Genomic DNA, 24,015 nt, shown 5'->3' on the forward strand with positions numbered 1-24,015 from the left:
CGCGACAACCGATCGCGCAGCAATCGCCCATATTATGAAGCCGGTCCGACGAGACCGGCGCAAACAAGAAAAGGGTGGGACGTCGGTCAATGACCGCTGGCGTCTCCACCCTTTTTTGCTGTCCAGTCGGAGTTTGAATGAGCGTCACCACCTCGGGAATGCAGTCGAAGTCGAGTCGTCGGGCTGTCAGGCATTTCGTCGAACTCGTCAGTTCGATGCGTTTCGCGATTGCCCTGCTCGTCGTGCTTGCCATCGCGAGCATCATCGGCACGGTCCTCACGCAGGAAGATCCGTACCCGAACTACGTCAACCAGTTCGGTCCGTTCTGGGCCACCATCTTCCGCGGCCTGAGCCTCTACACCGTGTACAGCGCGTGGTGGTTCATGGTGATCATGATCTTCCTGGTGATCTCGGTGTCGCTGTGCGTGATCCGCAACGGCCCGAAGATGATCGCCGACATGAAGAGCTGGAAGGACCGCGTGCGCGAAGGCAGCCTGCGCGCGTTCCATCACAAGGGCGAATTCGCGGTGACGACGAACCGCGCCGAGACGTCCGCGACCTTGCAACGGCTGTCGGCGAAACTCGGCTACAAGCTCGTCACGCGCGAGACCGAAAGCGGCGCAACGCTGATCGCGGCCAAGCGCGGGGCGCTCACGAAACTCGGGTATATCTCGGCGCATCTGGCGATTGTCGTGATCTGCCTCGGCGGGCTGCTCGACAGCAACCTGCCGATCAAGCTGCAAATGTGGCTCTTCAACAAGACGCCGGTCAGCACGAACGCCGTCATCAACGACATCCCGCCGGAACACCGCCTTTCCTCGACTAATCCGACGTTTCGCGGCTACGCGTGGGTGCCCGAGGGGCAATACGTCGGCACGGCGATCCTGAACCAGCAGGACGGATCGCTGATTCAGGACCTGCCGTTCTCGATCCAGCTCGACAAGTTCATCGTCGATTACTACTCGACCGGCATGCCGAAGCTCTTCGCGAGCGATATCGTGGTGACGGATCACGCGACCGGCAAGCGCATTCCGGCGCGCATCGAAGTGAACAAGCCGTTCACCTACGACGGCATCTCCATTTACCAGTCGAGTTTCCAGGACGGCGGCTCGAAGCTCGAAATGACCGCCTGGCCGATGTCCGGCGAAAGCCCCAAGACGATGCCGTTCAACGGCGCGATCGGCGGCACGGCGCCGATCAGTTCGCAGATGATCGGTGCAAAGGGCGACACGGTCGAATTCACCGATTTCCGCGCGATCAACGTCGAGAACGTCACGAACGGGAGCGGCGAGATCGATGCACGCGGCGTCGGCCAGACGCATTCGCTCAAGCAGGCTTTCGATGAGCGCCTCGGTTCGGGCGCGAAAACGTCGAAACCGAACGACCTGCGTAATGTCGGGCCGTCGGTGCAGTACAAGGTGCGCGGCACGGACGGGCAGGCGCGTGAATACAACAACTACATGCTGCCGGTCGACGTGGGCGGCCAGCAGATGTTCCTTGCCGGCATGCGCGTGAGTCCGAACGATCCATTCCGCTACCTGCGCATTCCCGCCGACGAGCAGAACTCCGTCAAACAGTGGATGCTGCTGCGCGCGGCGCTCGCGACGCCGGCAACGCGCATCGAAGCGGCGCATCGTTTTGCGCAGCGCTCGGTGCCGCAGTCGAGCGGCGAGTTGCAGAAGCATCTGGAAGAGAGCGCCGTTCGCGTGCTGAATCTCTTCGCGGGCGCCGACGAATCCGGCGCGGCGCCGCAGAACGGTCAGGTGAATGGAGGCTTCCAGGCGATCGCGAGCTTCATTGACCGCTCGGTGCCGAAGGGCGAGCAAGAAAAGGCGGCGGGTCTGCTGCTGCGCATGCTGGAAGGCGCGACGTGGGACGTGTGGCAGATCGCGCGCGCACAAAACGGCCTGCCGGAAGCCAAGGTCGACGAAAAGACGACCGCTTTCGTGCAATCGTCGATCAACGCGCTTTCCGACAGCTTTCTGTACGGATCGCCGGTTTTCCTGCAACTGGATTCGTTCAAGCAGATCCAGGCGTCGGTGTTCCAGCTCACGCGCGCGCCGGGTAAAAAACTGGTGTATCTTGGCAGCCTCCTGCTCGTGCTCGGCATTTTCGCGATGTTCTACGTCCGCGAACGCCGGCTCTGGTTCTGGCTCAAAGATAAAGACGAGGGCGGCGCGACGGTCCTGATGGCAATGTCCACCGCGCGCAGAACGCTCGACTTCGAAAAGGAATTCGCCCAGACGCGCGACACCGTCGCTGCCACGCTCGGCGGCAGGCCGGTCGCCGTGGCCGGCGAGACGGTCGAGGCCGTCGGCGGCCCGGCGTCGCAACCCGCCGCCGCGCCCTCCGAATCCGTCGGCTCGCACGAATCAACTCGGTAAGATCATGGCTCTCACTCAAGCTTCCTCACGTTCGACTCCGGCAGCGCAGCGTAGCGTGCAAAACCCGGCGCAAACTCCCGCACAGAGTCCTGTCGATGCGGCCCTTTTCGACGACCGTCCGTTCCTGAAGAAACTCGGCGCGCTCGACTGGCTTTTCGCACTGGCGATGGTGGCGGGCGCGGTTTTCGCGCTGAACCGCTACTACCCGTTCATGGATTACTACGACAAGGCGGTGCTGATCGCAGCCGTGCCGACCTTCGTCGTGCTCGGCTGGCGCTGGAAGCCGGTGCGGCTCCTGATCGCGATGATCGCACTGCTGTCGCTCTCGGCGATCCAGCTTTATCACGCCGATCTCGCCCGCGCCGACACCAACTTCTTCCTGAAGTATTTCCTGTCGAGCCAGTCCGCCATCCTGTGGATGAGCGCGCTGTTCATCCTCGCGACGGTGTTCTACTGGATCGGCCTCCTGTCGCGCTCTGCCACGGGTGGCGCGATCGGATCGCGCATGACGTGGGTCGCGGTGCTGATGGGTTTCGTCGGCCTGATGGTGCGCTGGTACGAGTCGTATCTGATTGGCACGGACGTCGGTCACATTCCGATCTCGAATCTGTATGAAGTCTTCGTGCTGTTCTGCCTGATCACATCGCTCTTCTACCTGTACTACGAGCAGCATTACGCCACCCGCGCGATGGGCGCGTTCGTGCTGCTCGTGATCGGCGCGGCGGTCGGCTTCCTGATGTGGTACTCGATTGCCCGCGACGCGCAGCAGATCCAGCCGCTCGTCCCGGCGCTGCAAAGCTGGTGGATGAAGATCCACGTGCCGGCGAACTTCATCGGTTATGGCAGCTTCGCGCTGTCGGCGATGGTGTCGGTCGCGTATCTCGCGAAGCAGCGCGGCGTGCTGGCCGACCGCCTGCCGTCGCTCGAAGTTCTCGACGACGTCATGTACAAGTCGATCGCGGTGGGCTTCGCGTTCTTCACGATCGCGACCATTCTCGGCGCGCTGTGGGCCGCCGAGGCTTGGGGCGGCTACTGGAGCTGGGACCCGAAGGAAACCTGGGCGCTGATCGTCTGGCTGAACTACGCGGCGTGGCTGCACATGCGCCTGATGAAGGGCCTGCGCGGCGCCGCCGCTGCGTGGTGGGCGCTCACGGGGCTAATCGTCACGACGTTCGCGTTCCTCGGCGTCAACATGTTCCTTTCGGGGCTGCACAGCTACGGCAAGCTGTAATCCGGCGAGCCGCCACCCGACTAAAAAACCGTCACGCAGATCTTGCTGGCGGTTTTTTTTTCGCCGTCCGCGGAATAGGCGCATCCGAACGCCTGTTCAACCTTTATATCTATCGGGAATGCGCGCGCGCCGACCCGGCGCGACGGCGGAACCGGCCAGGGGCAGCAAAATGTGGATCAAACGAGATCGTCAGCTTTACGGCGACGACATTGCGCGAAGCGAGATCACGCCGCGCGAGGTGTTCGAGAACCGCCGCCGCGTGCTGCGGGCGATGGGCGCGATGGCGGCGACGGGTTTGGTCGGCGCGACCGGCGAAGCCTTTGCCGCGATGACCTCGCCCGATGCGAAGGGCCAGAAGCTCGCGGCGACGATGAATTCGAAATTCGTCGTCACCGACAAGGTCACGCCGTTCAAGGACATCACGTCGTACAACAATTACTACGAGTTCGGCACCGACAAGGGCGACCCGGTGCAGAACGCGCACTCGCTGCGGCCGAAGCCGTGGAAGATTTCGGTCGAAGGCGCGATCAAGAATCCGAAGGTGTACGACATCGATGAAATCCTGAAACTCGCGCCGCTCGAGGAACGCGTGTACCGGCTGCGCTGCGTGGAAGGCTGGTCGATGGTGATTCCGTGGATCGGCGTGTCGCTTTCGGAACTCATCAAGCGCGTCGAACCGACGAGCAACGCGAAGTACGTGCAGTTCATCACGCTCGCCGATCCGTCGCAGATGCCGGGGCTTTCCACGCCAATCCTCGACTGGCCGTATTCCGAAGGCCTGCGCATGGACGAGGCGATGAATCCGCTGACGCTGCTCACCGTCGGCCTGTACGGACAGGTTCTGCCGAATCAGAACGGCGCGCCGGTTCGTGTGATCGTGCCCTGGAAATATGGTTTCAAGAGCGCGAAATCGCTGGTGAAGATCCGCTTCGTCGAAAAGCAGCCGCCGACGAGCTGGAACACCTACGCGCCGAGCGAATACGGCTTCTATTCGAACGTGAATCCGACAGTCGATCACCCGCGCTGGAGTCAGGCGACGGAGCGGCGCATCGGTGAGGACGGGTTCTTCCAGCCGAAGCGCAAGACGCTGATGTTCAACGGTTACGGCGATCAGGTTGCGTCGCTGTATCAGGGCATGGATCTGAAGAAGAACTTCTGAGTGGACCGCATGCCAACCGCATCCGATATCAAGCGGCCTGCGTCTAAAGCAGCGAGGTCGAGCAGCGGCTGGATCGTGCCGGCGAAGGTGATCGTGTTCATGGCGGCGCTCTATCCGCTCGCGCGCCTCGTGTTCCTCGGCGTCACGGATGGACTCGGCGCCAATCCGATCGAATTCATCACGCGCTCGACCGGCCTCTGGACGCTCGTCTACCTGTGCATCACGCTCGCGATCACGCCGGCGCGGCGGTTGACCGGCGCGAATGCGCTCCTGCGGTTTCGCCGGATGCTCGGTCTCTATGCGTTCTTCTACGCCGCGTTGCATTTCACGACGTACCTGTGGTTCGACAAATGGTTCGACGTCGCCGCAATCGTGAAGGACATCGGCAAGCGGCCGTTCATCACGGTCGGGTTCGCTGCGTTCGTGCTGCTGATTCCGCTCGCGGTCACCTCGCCGAAAGCGATGGTGAAAAAGCTCGGCCGCCGCTGGCAGACACTGCACCGAGCCATCTACGCGATCGCAACGCTCGTGATCCTGCATTTCTGGTGGATGAAGGCGGGCAAGCACGATCTGACTCTGCCGAAGATTTACGGTGCGATCGTCGTGGCGCTGCTGGGCTGGCGGCTGATTGTATGGCTTCGAAGCAAGAGCGCGCGAGGATAAAAAAAGCGATGCCGAGGCATCGCTTTTATTTGGTAGCGCTGGGAAGCGCCGACGCTCACTCCGGCAGAATCGATTCCCCGGCGAAAAGTTGCTTCACTTCCTCGCGCTCGCGCACGAGGCGCGCACGTTCGTGGTCGACCATCACTTCGGCGGCGCGCGGACGCGTGTTGTAGTTCGAGCTCATCACGAAGCCATACGCGCCGGCCGAGCAGACCGCGAGCAGGTCGCCCGGTTCGACCGCAAGTTCGCGGTCGCGTCCGAGCCAGTCGCCGCTTTCGCACACCGGCCCGACGACGTCGTACACGTGCGCCGGCGCCGCGCGTTTCACGACCGGAACGATGCGGTGGAACGCCTCGTACATCGCCGGGCGCGCGAGGTCGTTCATCGCGGCATCGACGATGGCGAAGTTTTTTTCCTCACCCGGCTTCAGATACTCGACGCGCGTCAGCAGCACGCCCGCATTGCCGACGAGCGAGCGTCCCGGCTCGAAATACACTTCGCGCTGGCCGTGGCCGCGCTTCTCGATATGCGCGAGCACCGCGCGCACGAAATCGCCGATATCGGGTGGCGTCTCGTCGTCGTACGTAATACCGAGGCCGCCGCCGACGTCGACGTGACGAATCTGCGCGCCGTCTGCCTCGACCTGCTCGACGAGTTCGAGCAGCTTGTCGACCGCATCGAGATATGGGCTGATTTCGGTGATCTGCGAGCCGATGTGGCAGTCGATCCCGATCACGTCTAGATTCGACATCGCGGCGGCTTCGCGATAGGTCGCGCGCGCGTCGGCGAATGCTACGCCGAACTTGTTCGATTTCAGCCCGGTGGAAATATAAGGATGCGTTTTCGCATCGACGTCCGGATTCACGCGCAGCGACACGGGCGCCTTCTTGCCCGCAGCCTTCGCCACGTCGTTCAGCGCGTGCAGTTCCGGGATCGATTCGACGTTGAAGCACTTGACGCCCGCGTCGAGCGCCTCGCGCATTTCGGCTGCCGTCTTGCCGACGCCCGAGAACACCGTGTCTTCGGCCTTGCCGCCCGCGGCCAGCACGCGGGCCAGTTCGCCCGACGAGACGATGTCGAACCCCGCGCCCAGCCGCGCGAACACGTTGAGCACCGCGAGATTGCTGTTCGCCTTTACGGCGACGTGGATTTTGGCGAGTTTGCCATCGCACGCGTCCGCGTAGGCGCGATAGGCGGCGGTCAACGCGCTGCGCGAATAGACGTAGAGGGGCGTGCCGAACTGGTCGGCGAGCGAGGCGGCGGACACACCTTCGGTGTGCAGCACGTCGTCGACGTAGGAGAATGCGGATTGAGTCATGCGAAACCTGGGAACGGTGAAGCGTCGGAATCAACAGGCCGGATTCAATAGGCCGGATTCAATAGGCCGGATTCAATAGGCCGATGATGCGGCTTTGGGTGCCGCGGCACCGGATTTCAGATCAGTGTCCGGTGAAAGCGTGAGCGGCTGGCCGGAGGTATCGGGCACGGAGTCGTCGTCGGACGTGCCGGGCGTCTTGCCGGTACGCGACGCGTTTTCGCCGGTCGGCGTGACATCGGACGGCGACGCTTCCTGGAGATCGCCCGGACGCTGGGGCAATGGCGGGGTGGTCGGAAGATAGAGCGCACCGCGCTGACCACAACCACCGAGCGCGCCCGCCACGACGGCGGAAACGGCCAAAGCCGTTACAATCGCGCTCATCCTGAAAACGACTCGCATGACTGTCCCTGAATAAATAATCGCTGGAGTTTAGCATGACCGACCAGGAATACCTGACCCTCGCCGAGGCCGCGCTGACGGCCATCGAACGCTCAGTGGACAAGGCGGAAGCGGATATCGAGTTCGAGCGCAGCGGCAATGTTCTGACGCTGGAATTCGAGAATCGCACGAAGGTGATCGTCAATTTGCAGCCGCCGAAACACGAGATCTGGCTGGCGGCGAAGGCGGGCGGATTTCACTACAAATACCTCGACGGCCAGTGGCGCGACACGCGCGACAACTCCGAATTCTTCGCGACGCTGACGAAATACGCGACGGAACAGGCAGGCGAGCCGGTCAGCTTTTCGGCCTGACCGGCGCGGGCCGGCAAGCGCGCTGCTCGCGCGTTTGCCTTACTGGCCCTTGAACAGGTTCATGATGTCCTGCTTTTCCTGCTCGCCGACGTCGGGCGTCGGCGCAGCCACGCCCGAAACGCCTTCCGACAGCGGCGCCTGACTCACGCCGATCGTCGCGACGAAGCCGTGTCCCGGCGTCATGTCGTCGTAGTAGAGTTCGCCGCCGAGCGAAGTCACATCAGGTGGCTGCTGTGCGCGCCATTCCGGAACGCCGCGCAACGCGCGCGTCATGTAGTCGATCCACACCGGCAGCGCGAGCCCGCCGCCCGTTTCCTTGTCGCCGAGCGTGCGCGGATTGTCGTAGCCGATCCACGCGATCGCCACGAGCGAATGCTGATAGCCCGCGAACCAGGCGTCGCGCGAATCGTTCGTCGTGCCCGTCTTGCCGGCGAGGTCGCCGCGCTTCAGCTCATTTGTCTTCGCGCCCGTGCCGCGCTGCGCGACGCTTTGCAAGAGGCTGTTCATCACATACGCGTTGCGCGGCGTGATCGCGAGCGGCGCGCTTTCCTGCGCGACAAGCGGCTGCGGATGCGAAACCACCGAGCCGCGCGGATCGGTGATATCGGCGATCAGGTACGGATTCACGCGATACCCGCCGTTTGCGAACACCGAATACGCGGTCGCCATCTGCAGCGGCGTGACGAGACCGGCGCCGAGCGCCATCGGCAGATAGGCCGGATGGCGGTCGGCGTCGAAGCCGAACTTCGTGATGTACTGCTGCGTATATTTCGTGCCGATCTGGTTCAGGATGCGGATCGACACCAGGTTGCGCGACTTCTGCAGCGCCTGGCGCATGCTCATCGGGCCGTCGAAGCCGCCGCCGTAGTTCTTCGGCTCCCACGGCTGGCCACCGGTTTCGGCGGCGCTGAAGAAGAGCGGCGCGTCGTTGATGATGGTCGCCGGCGAGAGGCCTTTTTCCAGCGACGCCGAATACACGAACGGCTTGAAGCTCGACCCCGGCTGGCGCCATGCCTGCGTGACGTGATTGAACTTGTTCTTGTTGAAGTCGAACCCGCCGACGAGCGCGCGGATCGCGCCGTCCTGAGGCACCACCGAGACGAGCGCGCCTTCCACCTGCGGCAATTGCGTGATGATCCAGTTGCCGTCGTCGCTCTTCATGAGCCGCACGATTGCGCCCGGACGGATGCGCTGGTTCGGCTGCGCGCGGGTCGAGAGCGCGTTCGAGACAAAGCGCAGGCTGTTGCCTTCTATCGTCGCCACGTTGCCGTCGATAAAGCTCGCCTTCACTTGCTTCGTGCTCGCCGACGTCACCACCGCCGCGACGATTTCCCCGTTGTCCGGATGCTCGGCGAGGGCGTCGTCGATGGCCTGTTCGCGGTCGTCGGCGTTCGCGGGCAGCTCGATGAAACCTTCCGGCCCGCGATACCCGTGACGGCGCTCGTAATCCATGAGGCCCTTGCGCACCGCGTGATACGCGGCGTCCTGGTCGGCGGAATCGATGGTCGTCACGACGTTCAGTCCACGCGTATACGCTTCCTCGCGATACTGCGCGTACATCATCTGCCGCACCATTTCCGCGACGTACTCCGCGTGCACGCTGAACTCGCGCCCCGCGCCCTTCACGACGAGCGGCTGCTTCACCGCCTGGTCGTACTGGTCCTGCGTGATGTAGCGCAGCTCCAGCATCCGCTGCAGGATGTACTCCTGACGCACCTTCGCGCGCTTCGGATTGACCACCGGGTTATACGCGGACGGCGCCTTCGGCAAGCCCGCGAGCATGGCCGACTCGGCGAGCGACACATCCTTCAGGTCCTTGCCGAAATAGACCCGTGCGGCGCTCGCGAAGCCGTACGCGCGCTGGCCGAGATAGATCTGATTCATGTACACCTCGAGAATCTGATCCTTTGTCAGCGCCCGCTCGATCTTGTAAGCCAGCAGCATCTCGTAGATCTTGCGCGTGTAGGTCTTCTCGCTCGACAGGAAGAAGTTGCGTGCCACCTGCATCGTGATCGTGCTCGCGCCCTGCGACGCGTGGCCGTTCGTCAGCGCGACGGTGCCCGCACGCAGGATGCCCGTCAGATCGACGCCGCCGTGATCGTAGAAGCGCGCGTCCTCGATGGCGAGAATCGCTTTTTTCAGATGATCCGGCACGTCCTGGATGCGCACGACGCTACGCCGTTCCTCACCGAATTCGCCGATCAGCACGTGATCGGCCGTATAGATTCGCAGCGGTACTTTGGGCCGGTAGTCGGTGAGTGCGTCGAGTGACGGCAGGTTCGGCTGGGCCACGACGAGCGCATATCCGAGGACGAGCCCCGCACTGATGATCAGCGCGAAAATACATATGAAAAATCCCAGAAAAAGCCGCAGCAATAACGGGCGTTTCTTCCGCTTGGGCGGCTGGGACGGCGGGGTCGACGGGGTAGAGGATTGCATAGCACCACCAAAAAACGGTCCCGCGATTATAGCTGCCCCACTTTACCGGCTTTGTCAGCGAAGGTACGCAGCGAGCGACGCGTGTCGCTCGCGTTAGCCGTTCGGACGAATGTTCTCGGGGCGCTGCCCTCACCACAATTCTCCTACTGCAAGCGGCCGAACGGTTCGGCGCGATGGAATACAGGAGGCGGGAATGGGCAGGGAACAGGCGTTGCGCGGATCGGTGCTGACGGTCACGCGCCGGTACGCAGCGGGAATCGATGTGAGCGAGCGGGCGGTGCGCGTGGCCGTCGTGAGCAGGCGGCTGCGGGCGAACGGGCCGGTGTGCGTCGAGCATCTGGAGTCGGTGCCGCTAGAAGCGGGGGCGGTGATCGGCGGCGATTTCGTCGATCGCCACTCGGTGGCCGCCGCCTTGCGCGAGGCGTTCGCGCGGCTGCCCGCCCGCGGCACGTGGCGCGGGCTGCGTTGCGCGATGGGACTGCCGGCATCCGCGACGCTGTTGACGCGCGTGCCGATTTCGCGGCTGATCGAGGCGCACGAGAGCGCGGCGGGCGGCCGCGATCCGCTCGGCCTCCTCGAACCGGCAGTGCTCGCCGAAGCCGAGCGCGCGGCGGGCATCGAGCGCGCCGCGCTCGCGGTCGACTGGTCGGTCGAGCCGCAGGACGACAGATGCGCGCAGGTGTCGATTGCGGCGACCGCGCGGCAACACGTGGAGTCGCGTGTCGAGACGGCGGCCGCGGCGGGTATCGCGCTGTCCGCTATCGACGGCGAACCCGCCGCCGCGCTACGAGCGATGCGCCATGCGGGCACGATCGAAATCGATTCGCGTGACCATTACATCGCGTGCTGGGTGGAGAGCACGGGACTCTACGCGTGGCTCGTCGGCGAGGACGGCGTGGAGAACGAGTTGCGCTATCCGTCGCCCGAATATTCGTCCGTTCCGGACGCACTGCGCGATCTGGTCGGCGAGAAAGGACCGCCGGACTGGGTGTTCGTCGGCGGAGACGTCGAGCTGCTGGCTCACGCGGACTGCGCGCCGGCGCAACTTTCCGCGACCCTGCGCTGTCCCGTGCTGCCGTTCGAGTGCGCGCCGTTCTGCAATGGCGCGAGTTCCATCGACGAAACGCTGCGGCACTCGCCGCGCTTTGCGGTCGCGTTCGGACTTGCGCTTCGCGAGGTGATGCAATGACGAGCCTCGTACTGGTCGATGGTTTCAACGTCCTTCCCTATCGATCGAAAAAACGGCGGGAAGCGCGCAACCGGCGGCTCACGGCGCTGGCTGCCGCTGCGCTCGCGGGCTGTGCGGCGGTCGGCGCGGCGGCGGGCTGGGATGCGTTCGAACGCGCTCGGCTTGATGAGCGGCGCCTGGCGCTCGAAGCGTCCTTGCGCGCGTCGGGCGCGAAAGTGGCGGGGCACGGCAGCCTGACCGAAGCCGAAGCGCAACGGCGCCGCGCGCGCGATACCGCCGGGCCGCTCGCCGCGCCGGCCGCGCGCTTTCTTGCATTGCTCGACGCGCTCGCTGATGCGCAGCAGGGTGGCGTCGCTTTGCAGCGCGTGTCGCAGCGGACGAACGAGGTCGAACTGGCCGCGTTCGCGTCCGATTCGCAGGCGGCGGCGCGCTGGCTCAAGCGCCTGGAGGCCGTGCGCGGCGTGCAGGCGGTCGAAGTGGTCGAAATGAAGCGGCCGGCTCCGGCGCCGGTGCGCGCGAAAGCGACCCAGACGCCCGGTATCGCGAGCGGCTATGAATTCACCGCGCTCGTGCGATGGACGGTCGAGACGCCGCTTGCGCCTCCGAAGAAGGCGCTCGTGGCTTCGGCCAAAGGGAGTTCGAAATGAGCACGCTCCCAATGAATCTCAACCGTCCGATTCGACGTAAGAACCGTCTCAAGCGACTTATCCTGGAACCGATCGACTTGTGGAGCCGTCGGCGGATAATTCTCAGCGCGGTAGCGATCGGCGTGATCGTGGGCGCGCTTGGCGTGCACGCGTACCGTGCGTCGGGCGCGAGCGGGCTGGACGCCAGCCGCTCGGCGCTCGAAGAAGCGCAAAAGCGCGCACAGCGAACCGACCGTATGATCGACGCGCTGCCGGAATTCCGCAGGCGCGCGGGCTTGCCGGAGAACGCGTCCGTGCGCTGGAGCACGGCCGACGCGCTGCACGCGATCTCGACGCTCGCCGCGCAAGGCGGGCTGCGGCTCGGCTCGGTCGTGCCCGTCGCGGCTTCGAAGAGCGGCGCGGCGGACGGCGAGCGGGCGCTGAAACTGCGTGCGGAAGGCACGTTCGGCGAAGTGCATCGGTTTCTCGACGCGCTCGGCTCGCTTCCGTGGCTGGTCGTCGCCGATGCAGTGCAGTTGAAGCGCGGGCCGGGTTCGCTCACGGTCGACGCGACGTTGCGCGTCTTCGAAACGCTGCCTGCTGTCGCGCGCCCCGCGAACACCGATTCTCGTGACGTCTCTCTCATCGATCCGTTCGGCAAGGAGGGCTCGGCTGCGTCCGGCCCGGCGGGCGACATGCTGCTCGTCGGGACGCTGCTCGGGCGCGAGCGCGCGATGGCGCTGGTGGAGACGGCGAAGGGCGTCGACGGCTTCGCGACCGGCCAGCTGATCGGTGATGAATGGCTCGGACGCGTCCATGCCCGTTCGATCGATCTTTCGCGCGACGACGGCGGCTCGCGTTCGGTGGCATTCGTGGAGGATCGTCCGTGAAAGCGCAAGCATCGATGAAGACGCGGCGGCGGACGCTCGCCATCGCCGCCGTTCTGTTGTGCCGGGCGCTGGCTGCCGAAAGCGCGGTCCCGCCGCTGCCCCCGCTGCCCGATACGCTGCCGACTGACCAGTTCGCTGTCGATACGACCGTGCCGGTTGCCGCGTCAACCGAGCCGTCCGACGCAGCCGCGCAGGATTCCGCGTGGCTCGCGCCTGCCGAAAAACCGGCCGAGAAGCCCGCGGTCACGAATGCACCCGCCGCCGACGCAGCGCCGCCGCTCCAGCGTCTGAGCCGCGCCGACGCGTCCCAGACCGCCGCAACCGGCGACGGCAAGCCGATCACGCTGAACCTGAAAAACGCCGACTTGCCCGCGGTGCTTCAGACTTTCACGAAGTTCTCGGAGCTGAACATCGTTGCGAGCGAGAAGATTCGCGGGGTCGTCACGATGAATCTGACGAACGTGCCGTGGCGGCGGGCGTTCGACACGCTTCTAGAAGTCAACGGCCTCGCGATGGAACGCCACGGCGATGTGATCTGGGTCGCGCCGCTCACGGAACTGGCGGCGCGCGAAAAGCTGCGCTTCGAGGCGCACGCGCGCGCCGCGGATCTCGAACCGCTCGCGAGCCGCACGTTCGCGTTGCGCTATACGCGCGCCGACGACGTCAGGAAGCTCCTGACGGGCGCGGGCAGCCAGCGTGTGCTGTCCAAACGCGGCTCGGTGATGGCGGACTCGCGCACCAACCTGCTGTTCGTCACGGACCTGGACGCGCGGATCGCGCAGATCGCCGAACTGATCGCACGCATCGACAGGCCGACGCCGCAGGTGATGATCGAGGCGAGGATCGTCGAGGGAGACGCCGGTTTTTCGCGCAATCTCGGCGTCAAGCTTTCCATGACGGGGCCGGGCGACTCGCCGCGCGGCGTCGTGGGCGGCAAGGACGGCGCGATCTACGACCTGTCGGCGCGGCCGATTTCCGGTTTCGACGCCGCGACGGCCGGCCTCACGCTCTTCGCTGCGCAGGCGACGCGGCTCCTGAACGTCGAACTGAGCGCGCTGGAGGCGGAAGGGCGCGGGCAGATTGTGTCGAGTCCGCGCGTGATCACGGCGGATCGCGTGAAAGCGCTCGTCGAGCAGGGCACGGAGCTTCCTTACCGGGCGAAGGTCGGAAATGGCGTGTCGGGGGTGCAGTTTCGGCGCGCTGCGCTCAAACTGGAGGTCGAGCCGCAGATCACGCCGCACGGGCGCGTGATCCTGGACCTGGACGTGTCAAAGGACAGCGTCGGCGAAGAGACCGCCGCCGGTCCGGCGATCAACACGAAACACGTGCAGACGCGCGTCGAAGTGAAAGACGGAGGGACGGTGGCGATCGGCGGCATTTATTCTGCAGACGAACGGGAAGACGTGACGGGCGTGCCGCTGCTGTCGAAAATTCCGGTTGTCGGCTGGTTTTTCAGGCACGACACGCGGCGAACCTCGAAGAGCGAGCTGGTGATCTTCATCACGCCGCATGTCGTGACGCCGCCGGGCTGACGAAGCCCGCCGGAGGGGCGTCCAGACTCGACAAAGCGGGCGGTTTGCCCTTAAGCTGCCGCACGAACAAAATTCAGATTCACCTTAAAGGAACCGAGTTGCAGGCCGGGCACGCGAACGCGAACATCTTTTTTGTCGGACTCATGGGGGCGGGAAAAACCACCGTGGGCCGTGCGGTTGCGCGCCGTCTGCAGCGATCGTTCATCGATTCCGACCACGAGATCGAGGCGCGCACCGGCGCGCGGATTCCGGTCATCTGGGAACTTGAGGGCGAGGAAGGATTCCGGCAGCGCGAGGCGAGCATCATCGATGAATTGTCGCAGCGCGACGGTATCGTCCTCGCGACGGGCGGCGGCGCGGTATTGCGCCCTGAAAATCGCGAACATCTGAAATCTCGCGGCATCGTCGTTTATCTGCGCGCAAATCCTCACGATCTCTGGCAGCGTACGCGTCGCGACAAGAACCGGCCGCTGCTCCAGACCGACGATCCGCGCGGCAAGCTCGAAGCGCTCTTCACGACGCGCGATCCGCTCTATCACGACTGCGCGCATTTCGTCGTCGAAACCGGGCGGCCGACCGTGAACGCGCTCGTCAATATGGTCCTGATGCAACTAGAGATGGCCGGCGTCGTCAAACCGGCTGAGTCATAATGTCCGCCATGATTACCGTCAACGTCGAACTGGGCGAGCGCGCCTATCCCATCCACATCGGTGCCGATCTCATCGGGCGGACCGAACTGTTTGCGCCGCATATCGCCGGATCGTCGGTCGCGATCGTCACCAATTCCACTGTCGATCCGCTCTACGGCGAGACGCTGCGCGCCGCGCTCGCGCCGCTCGGCAAGAAGGTGACGACCGTCGTCCTGCCGGATGGCGAAGCGCACAAGAACTGGGAAACGCTCAACCAGATCTTCGATTCGCTGCTGACCGAACGCGCCGACCGCAAGACGACGCTGATCGCGCTCGGCGGCGGCGTCGTCGGCGACATGACGGGTTTTGCCGCTGCATGCTACATGCGCGGCGTGCCGTTCATCCAGGTCCCGACCACGCTGCTTTCGCAAGTCGATTCGTCGGTCGGCGGCAAGACCGGGATCAACCATCCGCTCGGCAAGAACATGATCGGCGCGTTCTATCAGCCGCAAGCCGTGATCGCCGACATCGGCGTGCTGCGCAGTTTGCCGCAACGCGAACTCGCGGCCGGGCTCGCCGAAGTGATCAAGACAGGCGCGATCGCGGACGCGGAATTTTTCCAGTGGATCGAAGCAAATATCGACGCGCTCAACCGCCGCGACCCGGAAGCGCTCGCGCACGCGGTCAAGCGCTCGTGCGAGATCAAGGCGTCCGTGGTTGCCGCCGACGAACGCGAAGGCGGCTTGCGCGCGATCCTCAACTTCGGCCACACCTTCGGTCACGCGATCGAAGCGGGCCTCGGCTACGGCGAATGGCTGCATGGCGAGGCGGTCGGCTGCGGGATGGTGATGGCGGGCGATCTCTCGGTGCGGCTCGGCAAGCTCGACGAAGCGTCGCGCAGGCGTCTCGTCGACGTAATCTCGGCGGCGAAGCTGCCGGTGAGGGCGCCCGTGCTCGGCGCGGATCGTTACATCGACCTGATGAAGGTCGACAAGAAGGCCGAGGCGGGCGAGATCAAATTCATCCTGCTGACGCGCTTCGGCGACACGCAGATCACGAACGCACCCGACGAAGCGGTGCGCGCGACACTCGCGGCAAGCGTCTGAGCCAATACGCGGCGGCCGGAACACGATGATGATGCGGAGCAGCCGGTGAGCGAAACAGAACGAAAGCTGGTCCTGGGCACGCCTGCAGCGTTCGCGCTGGAAGCGCATCTCGCGTCGTACGCGGCCCATTCCGAGACTTCGCGCGGCCGGCGCTTTCCCGAAGCCCCGCCTTCCGCTCGCACCGAGTTCCAGCGCGATCGCGATCGCATCGTGCATTCCACGGCGTTTCGTCGGCTCGAATACAAGACGCAGGTCTTCGTGAATCACGAAGGCGACCTGTTCCGCACGCGCCTCACGCACAGTCTCGAAGTCGCGCAGATCGCGCGGTCGGTAGCGCGCAATCTGCGCGTGAACGAAGACCTCGTCGAAGCGATTTCGCTTGCGCACGATCTCGGCCACACGCCTTTCGGCCACGCGGGCCAGGATGCGCTGCACGAATGCATGCGCGATCACGGCGGCTTCGAACACAATCTGCAGAGTCTCGCCGTCGTCGACCAGCTCGAAGAGCACTACGGCGCGTTCAACGGCCTCAATCTTTGCTTCGAGACCCGCGAAGGCATCCTCAAGCATTGCTCGCGCGAGAACGCGCGCAAGCTGGGCGAACTCGGCGAGCGCTTTCTCACCGGCAAGCAGCCGTCGATCGAAGCGCAGATCGCGAATGTCGCCGACGAGATCGCGTACAACAATCACGACGTCGACGACGGCCTGCGCTCCGGCTTCATCACGCTCGACCAGCTGTCCGAAGTGAGCCTGTGGCACACGCATCACGAGGCGGCGAAGAACGAGTTTCCGCGCATCGACGGGCGTCGGCTGATCCACGAGACGATCCGCCGCATCATCAACACGCTGATCGTCGATCTGATCGACACGACGAGCATGCATCTCGCGCGCGTGCGCCCCGAGTCGATCGACGACGTGCGCAATGCGCCGCCGCTCGTCGCGCACAGCGAGGAGATCGCGTCGCAGGCGGCCTCGCTCAAGCGCTTCCTGTTCAAGAACCTGTACCGCCATTACCGCGTGATGCGCATGGCGAACAAGGCGCAACGCGTCGTGACCGGCCTCTTCGAGGCATTCACCGACGATCCGCGGCTCCTGCCGCCCGCCTATCAGGCGCGCGGTCCGGTGGCGGAGGAATCGGCGAACGATCCTGCCGCGCCGACCTACGACAGCTCACAGGCGCGCCTGATCGCGCACTACATCGCCGGCATGACCGATCGCTATGCATTGAAGGAATATCAACGCCTGTTTGTCATCGACGATAACTAGAATCGGCGCTTTTTCCATGCTGCTTGTGCCGCATGGGCGTCAGCTTCACCAAAACGGAGACGTATCGATGAGTTTCAAGCCCTTGTTTCGCTCGATTTCCGCCGCCGCAGTGCTTGCATTCGGCGCCAGCACGGACGCGCAGGCCGCGACGGAAATCCAGTTCTGGCACGCGATGGAAGCCGCGCTCGGTGAACGCGTGAACGACATCGCGAACGATTTCAATGCGTCGCAGAGCGACTACAAGATCGTGCCGGTGTTCAAGGGCACCTACGACCAGACGCTCGCCGCGGGTATCGCCGCCTATCGCAGCGGCAACGCGCCGGCGATCCTGCAGGTCTATGAGGTCGGCACGGCCACGATGATGCAGGCCAAGAAGGCCGTGATCCCCGTCTCGGACGTGTTCAAGCAGGCGGGCGTGCCGCTCGACGAGAAGGCGTTCGTGCCGACCATCTCCGGCTACTACAGCGACGCGAAGACCGGCCACCTGATCTCGATGCCCTTCAACAGCTCGACGCCCGTTCTCTACTACAACAAGGAAGCGTTCAAGAAGGCCGGGCTCGATCCCGAACAGCCGCCGAAGACCTGGGCCGACGTCGAAGCCGACGCGAAGAAGCTGAAGGCGTCGGGCCTGTCGTGCGGCTATTCGTCGGGATGGCAAAGCTGGATCCAGTTGGAGAACTACAGCGCGTGGCATGCCGCGCCGTTCGCGACGAAAAACAACGGGTTCGACGGCGCCGACGCCAAGCTCGAATTCAACAAGCCGCTGGAGGTCGCGCATATCCAGTTCCTGCAGGACATGGCGAAGGAGGGCACGTTCACCTATGTCGGCCGCAAGGACGAGCCCGTGTCGAAGTTCTATAGCGGCGACTGCGGGATCATCACGAACTCATCGGGTTCACGCGCGACCATCAAGAAATACGCGAAGTTCGATTTCGGCGTCGGCATGATGCCTTACGACGCCAGCGTGAAGGGCGCGCCGCAAAACGCGATCATCGGCGGCGCGAGCCTGTGGGTGCTGTCGGGCAAGGACCCGGCGGTCTACAAGGGCGTTGCGAAATTCCTCGCGTACCTGAGCTCACCGCCGGTCGCGGCCAAGTGGCATCAGGACACGGGCTATCTGCCGGTGACGACCGCGGCCTACGATCTCACGAAAAGCCAGGGCTTCTACGACAAGAACCCCGGCGCCGACGTCGCGATCAGGCAGATGCTGAACAAGCCTCCGCTGCCGTACACCAAGGGCCTGCGCCTCGGCAACATGCCGCAGATCCGCACGGTGGTCGACGAGGAGCTTGAACAGGTCTGGGCGCAGAAGAAATCGCCGAAGGATGCGCTCGATTCGTCGGTTTCGCGCGGCGACGACTTGCTGCGCCGTTTCGAGAAAGCCGGCAGCTAAAGCCATCGCGGCCGGGCGCATGCAACGCCCGGCCGCTCATTTTTCGCGCTTCAGGAATCGTCGATGGAAAAGCGGTCTCGTTTCAACACGGGCGTGTTGCCGTATCTGCTGGTCGCGCCGCAACTCGCGATCACGGCGCTGTTCTTTCTGTGGCCCGCGGGCGAAGCGCTCTGGCAGGCGACGCAGAGCCAGGACGCATTCGGCACGTCGAGCGAATTCGTCGGACTCGCCAACTTCAAGCAGCTCTTTAACGATCCGCTCTACCTGTCGTCGTTCAATACGACGCTCATCTTCTGCTCGCTCGTCACCGTGTCCGGGCTCGTCATTTCGCTGCTGCTCGCCGCGTGTGCCGACCGCGTCACGCGCGGCGCGAAGGCGTATCAGACGCTGCTCATCTGGCCGTACGCCGTCGCGCCCGCAATTGCCGCCGTGTTGTGGTCGTTTCTCTTCAATCCGAGCATCGGGCTCGTGACCTACGCGCTCTCGAAGTACGGCATCGTGTGGAATCACGCGCTGAACGGCTCGCAGGCGATGTTCCTCGTCGTGCTCGCGTCGGTGTGGAAGCAGGTGAGCTACAACTTCCTGTTCTTCTACGCGGGCTTGCAGGCAATTCCGCGCTCGCTGATCGAAGCCGCCGCCATCGACGGCGCCGGTCCAGTGCGGCGCTTTTTCGGCATCGCGCTGCCGCTGCTTTCGCCGACGAGCTTCTTCCTGCTCGTCGTGAACCTCGTGTATTCGTTCTTCGACACCTTCCCCGTGATCGACGCAGCGACGGGCGGCGGTCCGGCGCAATCGACCAAGACGCTCATCTACAAGATTTTCGCCGAGGGCTTCCAGGGACTCGACATCGGCAGTTCCGGTGCGCAGTCGGTGGTGCTGATGGCGATCGTCGTCGCGTTGACGGTCATCCAGTTCCGCTTCATCGAGCGCAGGGTGCAATACTCATGATCGAAAATCGTCGCGGTTTCGATATCTTCTGCCACGCGGTGCTGATCGTCGGCGTGGTGCTCGTCGTGTTTCCGGTGTACGTCGCGTTCTGCGCGGCCACGATGAACGACAAAGAAGTGTTCAGCGTGCCGCTTTCGCTGATCCCGAGCACGCATCTCTTCGAGAACATCGCGAACATCTGGACGCACGGCAGCGGCAACGCGGCGGCGCCGTTCGGGCGCATGCTGCTGAACAGCCTCGTGATGGCGCTCGTGATATCGATCGGCAAGATCGCCGTGTCGATGATCTCGGCCTACGCGATCGTGTTTTTTCGCTTCCCGTTCAAGAACCTCGCGTTCTGGCTGATCTTCGTCACGCTGATGCTGCCCGTCGAAGTGCGCATATTCCCGACGGTGCAAGTCGTATCGTCGATGCATCTTTCGAACACGTATGCGGGGCTGACGCTGCCGCTGATCGCATCGGCGACGGCGACGTTCCTGTTCCGCCAGTTCTTCATGACGCTGCCGGATGAGCTGATGGAAGCGGCGCGCATCGATGGCGCGGGGCCGCTGCGATTCTTCTGGGACGTCGTGCTGCCGCTCTCGAAAACGAACATCGCGGCGCTGTTCGTCATCACGTTCATTTACGGCTGGAACCAGTATTTGTGGCCGATCCTGATCACGAGCCAGCAGTCGCTGCAGACGGCGGTGGTCGGCATCAAGAGCATGATCGCTTCCGGCGATACCGCCACCGAATGGCATCTCGTGATGAGCGCGACGCTGCTCGCGATGCTGCCGCCGCTCGTCGTCGTGCTGACGATGCAGCGGTGGTTCGTGCGCGGGCTCGTCGATTCGGAAAAATAATCGGAGACCTATCAGACATGATTCTCGAAATCGCACAGTTGCCCGTGAAAGCGGGTGAAGAAGCCGCGTTCGAAAGGGCTTTTGACGAAGCGCAGAAGATCATCGCGGCGCAGCCGGGCTATCGCTCGCACGAACTCGTGCGCGGCGCCGATGCGAACAACGGTTCGCGTTACGTGCTGCTCGTGCGCTGGGATTCGGTCGAAGCGCACGACCCGGGCTTCCGGCAGTCCGATGATTACCAGAAGTGGCGCGAACTGCTGCATCGCTTCTACGAACCCGGCATCGCGGTCGCGCATTTCGCGACGGTCGCGGGCAGGCTACAGGGCTAATCGATGGCCGCTCTGACTCTCAACGCCGTCAAGAAAACCTACGACGGCAAGCAGTTCGTGTTGCACGGCATCGACGTAGCGGTTGAGGATGGCGAATTCGTCGTGATGGTCGGGCCGTCGGGATGCGGGAAATCGACCCTGCTGCGCATGGTTGCGGGTCTCGAAAGCGTGTCGGAAGGCACGATCTCGATCGGCGGCACGGTCGTGAACAAGCTGGAGCCGAAGGATCGCGACATCGCGATGGTGTTCCAGAACTACGCGCTCTATCCGCACATGAGCGTCTCGCAGAACATGGCGTACGCGCTGAAGATCGGCGGCGTGGAGCGCGCGACAATCGACAAGCGCGTCGCGAATGCGGCGCGCATACTCGAACTTGAGCCGCTCCTCGCACGCAAGCCGCGCGAGCTGTCGGGCGGACAGCGGCAGCGCGTCGCGATGGGCCGCGCGATCGTGCGCGAGCCGGCCGTCTTCCTGTTCGACGAACCGCTCTCGAACCTCGACGCCAAGCTGCGCGTGCAGATGCGCCTGGAAATCCAGCGTCTGCATGCGCGCCTCGCGACCACGAGCCTCTACGTCACGCACGACCAGATCGAAGCGATGACGCTCGCGCAGCGCGTGATCGTGATGAATCGCGGACGCGCCGAGCAGATCGGTCCGCCGACCGAAGTCTACGAGCGGCCGGCGACGGTCTTCGTGGCGAGCTTCATCGGCTCGCCGGCGATGAATCTGCTCGAAGGGCGCGTGTCGGAGGATGGTTCGGCGTTCGAAGTGGCGGGCAACGGTCCAAAGTGGTCGCTGGCGGGTGCACAGGGCGTCACGCGCGAGATGAACGGACGCGAATGGATCGTCGGCATTCGGCCCGAGCATATGACGCCGGGGCAGCCGGGGATCGCGCATGTGACGCTCGACGTCGATTCGTGCGAACTGCTCGGCGCCGACAATCTCGCGCACGGCAAGTGGGGCAAGCACGACGTGGCGGCGCGCTTGCCGCACGCGCACCGTCCGGAGCGTGGCGAGGCGCTGCAGGTCGCATTGCCGGCGCATCGGCTGCATTTCTTCGATCCGGCGACCGGCCTGCGCGCGAATTGATGCATGCCGAATGAAGGATTGAAGGAGGCGCGATCATGAGAACCTGGCCTTATCCGAGCGTCGTTGCGCATCGCGGCGGCGGCAAGCTTGCGCCGGAGAACACGCTGGAAGCGATCGATACCGGCGCCCGTCTCGGCCTGAAAATGATCGAATTCGACGCGAAGCTATCCGCCGACGACGTCGTGTTCCTGCTGCACGACGACGACGTCGATCGCACGTCGAATGGGCGGGGCGCCGCGAAGTCGATGAGCTACGCGCAACTCGCGCAACTCGACGCGGGAAGCTGGTTCGACGCGAAGTTCGCGAACGCGCGCATGCCGACGCTCGAACAGGTCGCGGCGCGCTGCGCGCAGCACGGACTGGCGGCCAATGTCGAGATCAAGCCGTGCGAGGGGCGCGACGTGCAGACAGGTCGCCTCGTTGCGCAAGAGGCGGCGCGCCTGTGGGTCGATCAGTCACCTGCACCGTTGCTGTCGTCGTTTTCGTTCGCGGCGCTGGAGGCTGCGCTGGACGCCGCGCCGGAACTGCCGCGCGGCATGCTTTACGAAGACGTTCCGCACGACTGGCGATCGCAGACAGCGGCGCTCTCGTGCGTGTCGCTGCACGCGGACCACCGCCGGCTGGATGAGGCGCTTGTCGGGGAAATCAAGGATTCGGGATTGCGGATTCTTGCCTACACCGTCAACGACCCTGAGCGTGCGCGGCAACTCGCGCAATGGGGTGTCGATGCGATCTGCACGGACCGCATCGACATCATCGGCGCGGATTTCCTCGACTAGCGAAGAAATCCGCGCGCGGGTCCGGTTCGGACGGTCGTATCAGCGCGCGCGGGCCAGCAGGACACCCGCTACCAGCGCGAGGCCGCCGACGAGCGCGATCGTCTGCCAGGGCTTTTCGTGGATGTAGGCGTCGGCTTCGGTGAACGCCGCGTTCGCGCGTTCGCGCATCGCCAGATGCGTGTCGTTCAGGCGCGTACGTGCCGTATCGAGACGGTTCTTGATTTGCGATCGCAGCACTGCGGCATCGGCCGATGCGCCGTTCGAGAGCGTTTCCTCGAGTTCCGAAAGCAGCGTGCGCAGTTCGCTGCCGATATCCTCTGCTGCCTCGCGGCCGTGGCGCGCCATGCGGCGTGCCCGACGGCTGGTCGAACTCCAGGAATCTCCGATGGCGCCGCGCGTATTGGAAAGTGCGTTCATAGAATCGCTCCGTCGATGGATGAATCGTGGATGGGCCGCTATGTGCGGTGGGGAAACCCCTGCAGCAGCAAGTTCGATGCCGGTCCGTCGCCGACGTTCAACAGATCGTCGACAGTGCCTGCAATCACCTGCGCGATCGCATGAGCTTGCGCGTCGTACGTAAGAAATGCAATCGCGTGCAAACGCGTCCAGTCACATTTACTCTGCGGACGCGCGAATGAAAACGCCGCCATTGCATGGATGCAATGGCGGCGTCGAATATCGCTGGCCGTCGGCACGGCAAGCAATCTGCTTCAGAACTTGTAGCCGACTTTCAGGTACGTCACGATCGGATTGAGCGTGATCCGCGCTTCCGACTTCACATTGAGCGTGCCCACGGGCGTCTGCGCCTGCGTGCTGAGCTTGGCGGTGGCCTTCATCGGAATGAACGAGACGGAAAGTCCCGCGAACCAGTGCTCGGTGAACGCGTAATTGAAGCCCACATTAAAAACGGGCGCCCACGAACTATCCGTGTCGACGTTGGTCGGACCATGCAGCACGCTACTCTCGAACGAACTGTTCGTGATCTTGGCGTCGGTGAACCACGTATGCGTCACGCCAATACCGACATACGGGCGAAACTTCGATTGCGGGCTGAGGAAGGAGTACTTGAACAGCAGCGTCGGGCTCCACTGCTTGGCGGTCCCGAGCGTGCCGTAATGTTCGAGCGAGCCGGTGCCTTGCAGGTCGAACTTGGGAGGAATCCCCATCTCGAGTTCTGCGGCAATATGGTCGGTGATGAAGTAGCCAACGGTGAAACCGGCGGTGTCGGCGTCAGAGAGTCCGGCGCCCGTTCCCGGTACGCTGATATTGACGGGAGTTCCGCCTACACTGGTTTCTTTGAGCGGACCGCTGCTGTCCTGCGGTGCGAGATGAAACCAACCTGTCGTAACGTAGATGGATCCAGCGGATTGCGCGTGAGCCGCAGTCGATACGCAAGCAAGCGCCGCCGCTCCTGTTATGACTTGTTTTATTTTCAATTTGTGCTCCTCCAG

Annotated in this window: 24 protein-coding genes; 18 read left to right on the forward strand and 6 right to left on the reverse strand. The window is 64.0% G+C overall.

What is annotated here, in order from left to right:
* Positions 1–137 precede the first annotated feature (137 nt).
* From AWB81_RS19375 to msrQ, 4 genes are all read left to right on the forward strand, one after another.
* A complete protein-coding gene (locus tag AWB81_RS19375) occupies positions 138–2,384 on the forward strand; it encodes a cytochrome c biogenesis protein ResB (protein WP_062638169.1) in 2,247 nt (748 codons plus the stop codon).
* 4 nt (positions 2,385–2,388) lie between these two features.
* The gene (ccsB, locus tag AWB81_RS19380; protein WP_062638170.1) at positions 2,389–3,615 is read left to right on the forward strand and encodes a c-type cytochrome biogenesis protein CcsB; all 1,227 of its coding nucleotides are present in this window, start codon (positions 2,389–2,391) and stop codon (positions 3,613–3,615) included.
* Between the two features lie 169 nt (positions 3,616–3,784).
* Positions 3,785–4,774 (forward strand): protein-methionine-sulfoxide reductase catalytic subunit MsrP, encoded by a 990-nt coding sequence (gene msrP / locus AWB81_RS19385; protein WP_062638224.1) that lies wholly within the window; start codon positions 3,785–3,787, stop codon positions 4,772–4,774.
* Between the two features lie 9 nt (positions 4,775–4,783).
* Positions 4,784–5,437: a protein-methionine-sulfoxide reductase heme-binding subunit MsrQ gene (gene msrQ, locus AWB81_RS19390; RefSeq protein ID WP_062638225.1), complete on the forward strand. Its 654-nt coding sequence runs from the start codon at positions 4,784–4,786 to the stop codon at positions 5,435–5,437.
* Positions 5,438–5,492: 55 nt separating this feature from the next.
* Here the strand turns inward: msrQ and lysA are convergent, their stop codons facing one another.
* Positions 5,493–6,755, reverse strand: coding sequence for a diaminopimelate decarboxylase (lysA, locus tag AWB81_RS19395; RefSeq protein ID WP_062638171.1), 1,263 nt, complete (start codon positions 6,753–6,755; stop codon positions 5,493–5,495).
* Between the two features lie 72 nt (positions 6,756–6,827).
* Positions 6,828–7,154: an LPS translocon maturation chaperone LptM gene (gene lptM / locus AWB81_RS19400; RefSeq protein WP_062638172.1), complete on the reverse strand. Its 327-nt coding sequence runs from the start codon at positions 7,152–7,154 to the stop codon at positions 6,828–6,830.
* 35 nt (positions 7,155–7,189) lie between these two features.
* Between lptM and cyaY the strand changes: the two genes are divergently transcribed.
* Positions 7,190–7,507 carry an iron donor protein CyaY gene (gene cyaY / locus AWB81_RS19405; protein WP_062638173.1) on the forward strand — a complete coding sequence of 106 codons (318 nt, stop codon included), beginning with the start codon at positions 7,190–7,192 and terminating at the stop codon, positions 7,505–7,507.
* Between the two features lie 39 nt (positions 7,508–7,546).
* On the opposite strand, the gene AWB81_RS19410 is transcribed toward cyaY, so the two are convergent.
* Positions 7,547–9,946, reverse strand: coding sequence for a penicillin-binding protein 1A (locus AWB81_RS19410; RefSeq protein ID WP_062638174.1), 2,400 nt, complete (start codon positions 9,944–9,946; stop codon positions 7,547–7,549).
* 193 nt (positions 9,947–10,139) lie between these two features.
* Between AWB81_RS19410 and pilM the strand changes: the two genes are divergently transcribed.
* From pilM to ugpQ, 13 genes are all read left to right on the forward strand, one after another.
* Positions 10,140–11,135: a pilus assembly protein PilM gene (gene pilM / locus AWB81_RS19415; protein ID WP_062638175.1), complete on the forward strand. Its 996-nt coding sequence runs from the start codon at positions 10,140–10,142 to the stop codon at positions 11,133–11,135.
* Positions 11,132–11,782: a PilN domain-containing protein gene (locus AWB81_RS19420; protein WP_087135070.1), complete on the forward strand. Its 651-nt coding sequence runs from the start codon at positions 11,132–11,134 to the stop codon at positions 11,780–11,782. Before pilM ends, AWB81_RS19420 begins: the two co-directional genes overlap by 4 nt.
* Positions 11,779–12,651 (forward strand): hypothetical protein, encoded by an 873-nt coding sequence (locus tag AWB81_RS19425; protein ID WP_062638176.1) that lies wholly within the window; start codon positions 11,779–11,781, stop codon positions 12,649–12,651. The genes AWB81_RS19420 and AWB81_RS19425 overlap by 4 nt, the downstream gene beginning before the upstream one ends.
* Positions 12,652–12,665: 14 nt before the next feature.
* On the forward strand, positions 12,666–14,183 hold the full coding sequence (locus AWB81_RS19430; protein WP_062638227.1) for a type IV pilus secretin PilQ: 1,518 nt from the start codon (positions 12,666–12,668) through the stop codon (positions 14,181–14,183).
* Between the two features lie 98 nt (positions 14,184–14,281).
* On the forward strand, positions 14,282–14,833 hold the full coding sequence (gene aroK / locus AWB81_RS19435) for a shikimate kinase AroK (RefSeq protein WP_062638177.1): 552 nt from the start codon (positions 14,282–14,284) through the stop codon (positions 14,831–14,833).
* 8 nt (positions 14,834–14,841) lie between these two features.
* A complete protein-coding gene (gene aroB / locus AWB81_RS19440) occupies positions 14,842–15,918 on the forward strand; it encodes a 3-dehydroquinate synthase (RefSeq protein ID WP_062638228.1) in 1,077 nt (358 codons plus the stop codon).
* Between the two features lie 45 nt (positions 15,919–15,963).
* Positions 15,964–17,184, forward strand: coding sequence for a deoxyguanosinetriphosphate triphosphohydrolase (locus AWB81_RS19445; RefSeq protein WP_062638178.1), 1,221 nt, complete (start codon positions 15,964–15,966; stop codon positions 17,182–17,184).
* Positions 17,185–17,251: 67 nt separating this feature from the next.
* Positions 17,252–18,577, forward strand: a complete 1,326-nt coding sequence (ugpB, locus tag AWB81_RS19450; protein WP_062638179.1) for a sn-glycerol-3-phosphate ABC transporter substrate-binding protein UgpB — start codon at positions 17,252–17,254, stop codon at positions 18,575–18,577.
* Between the two features lie 63 nt (positions 18,578–18,640).
* Positions 18,641–19,525: a sn-glycerol-3-phosphate ABC transporter permease UgpA gene (gene ugpA / locus AWB81_RS19455; RefSeq protein ID WP_062638180.1), complete on the forward strand. Its 885-nt coding sequence runs from the start codon at positions 18,641–18,643 to the stop codon at positions 19,523–19,525.
* On the forward strand, positions 19,522–20,367 hold the full coding sequence (gene ugpE, locus AWB81_RS19460; protein ID WP_062638181.1) for a sn-glycerol-3-phosphate ABC transporter permease UgpE: 846 nt from the start codon (positions 19,522–19,524) through the stop codon (positions 20,365–20,367). The genes ugpA and ugpE overlap by 4 nt, the downstream gene beginning before the upstream one ends.
* 17 nt (positions 20,368–20,384) lie before the next feature.
* Positions 20,385–20,696: an antibiotic biosynthesis monooxygenase family protein gene (locus AWB81_RS19465; RefSeq protein ID WP_062638182.1), complete on the forward strand. Its 312-nt coding sequence runs from the start codon at positions 20,385–20,387 to the stop codon at positions 20,694–20,696.
* A gap of 3 nt (positions 20,697–20,699) precedes the next feature.
* Positions 20,700–21,785: a sn-glycerol-3-phosphate import ATP-binding protein UgpC gene (locus tag AWB81_RS19470; protein WP_062638183.1), complete on the forward strand. Its 1,086-nt coding sequence runs from the start codon at positions 20,700–20,702 to the stop codon at positions 21,783–21,785.
* Between the two features lie 35 nt (positions 21,786–21,820).
* Positions 21,821–22,564 (forward strand): glycerophosphodiester phosphodiesterase, encoded by a 744-nt coding sequence (gene ugpQ, locus AWB81_RS19475; RefSeq protein WP_062638184.1) that lies wholly within the window; start codon positions 21,821–21,823, stop codon positions 22,562–22,564.
* A 39-nt stretch (positions 22,565–22,603) separates the two neighbouring features.
* On the opposite strand, the gene AWB81_RS19480 is transcribed toward ugpQ, so the two are convergent.
* From AWB81_RS19480 to AWB81_RS19490, 3 genes are read right to left on the reverse strand one after another with little or no spacing between them, the layout of a single operon-like run.
* Positions 22,604–22,981 carry an ElaB/YgaM/YqjD family protein gene (locus AWB81_RS19480; protein ID WP_062638185.1) on the reverse strand — a complete coding sequence of 126 codons (378 nt, stop codon included), beginning with the start codon at positions 22,979–22,981 and terminating at the stop codon, positions 22,604–22,606.
* Between the two features lie 38 nt (positions 22,982–23,019).
* Positions 23,020–23,259 (reverse strand): hypothetical protein, encoded by a 240-nt coding sequence (locus AWB81_RS19485; RefSeq protein ID WP_143753602.1) that lies wholly within the window; start codon positions 23,257–23,259, stop codon positions 23,020–23,022.
* 15 nt (positions 23,260–23,274) lie between these two features.
* The gene (locus AWB81_RS19490) at positions 23,275–24,000 is read right to left on the reverse strand and encodes an OmpW/AlkL family protein (RefSeq protein WP_062638229.1); all 726 of its coding nucleotides are present in this window, start codon (positions 23,998–24,000) and stop codon (positions 23,275–23,277) included.
* Positions 24,001–24,015 lie beyond the last annotated feature (15 nt).

Source organism: Caballeronia arationis (assembly GCF_001544975.2).
Lineage (GTDB): Bacteria > Pseudomonadota > Gammaproteobacteria > Burkholderiales > Burkholderiaceae > Caballeronia > Caballeronia arationis.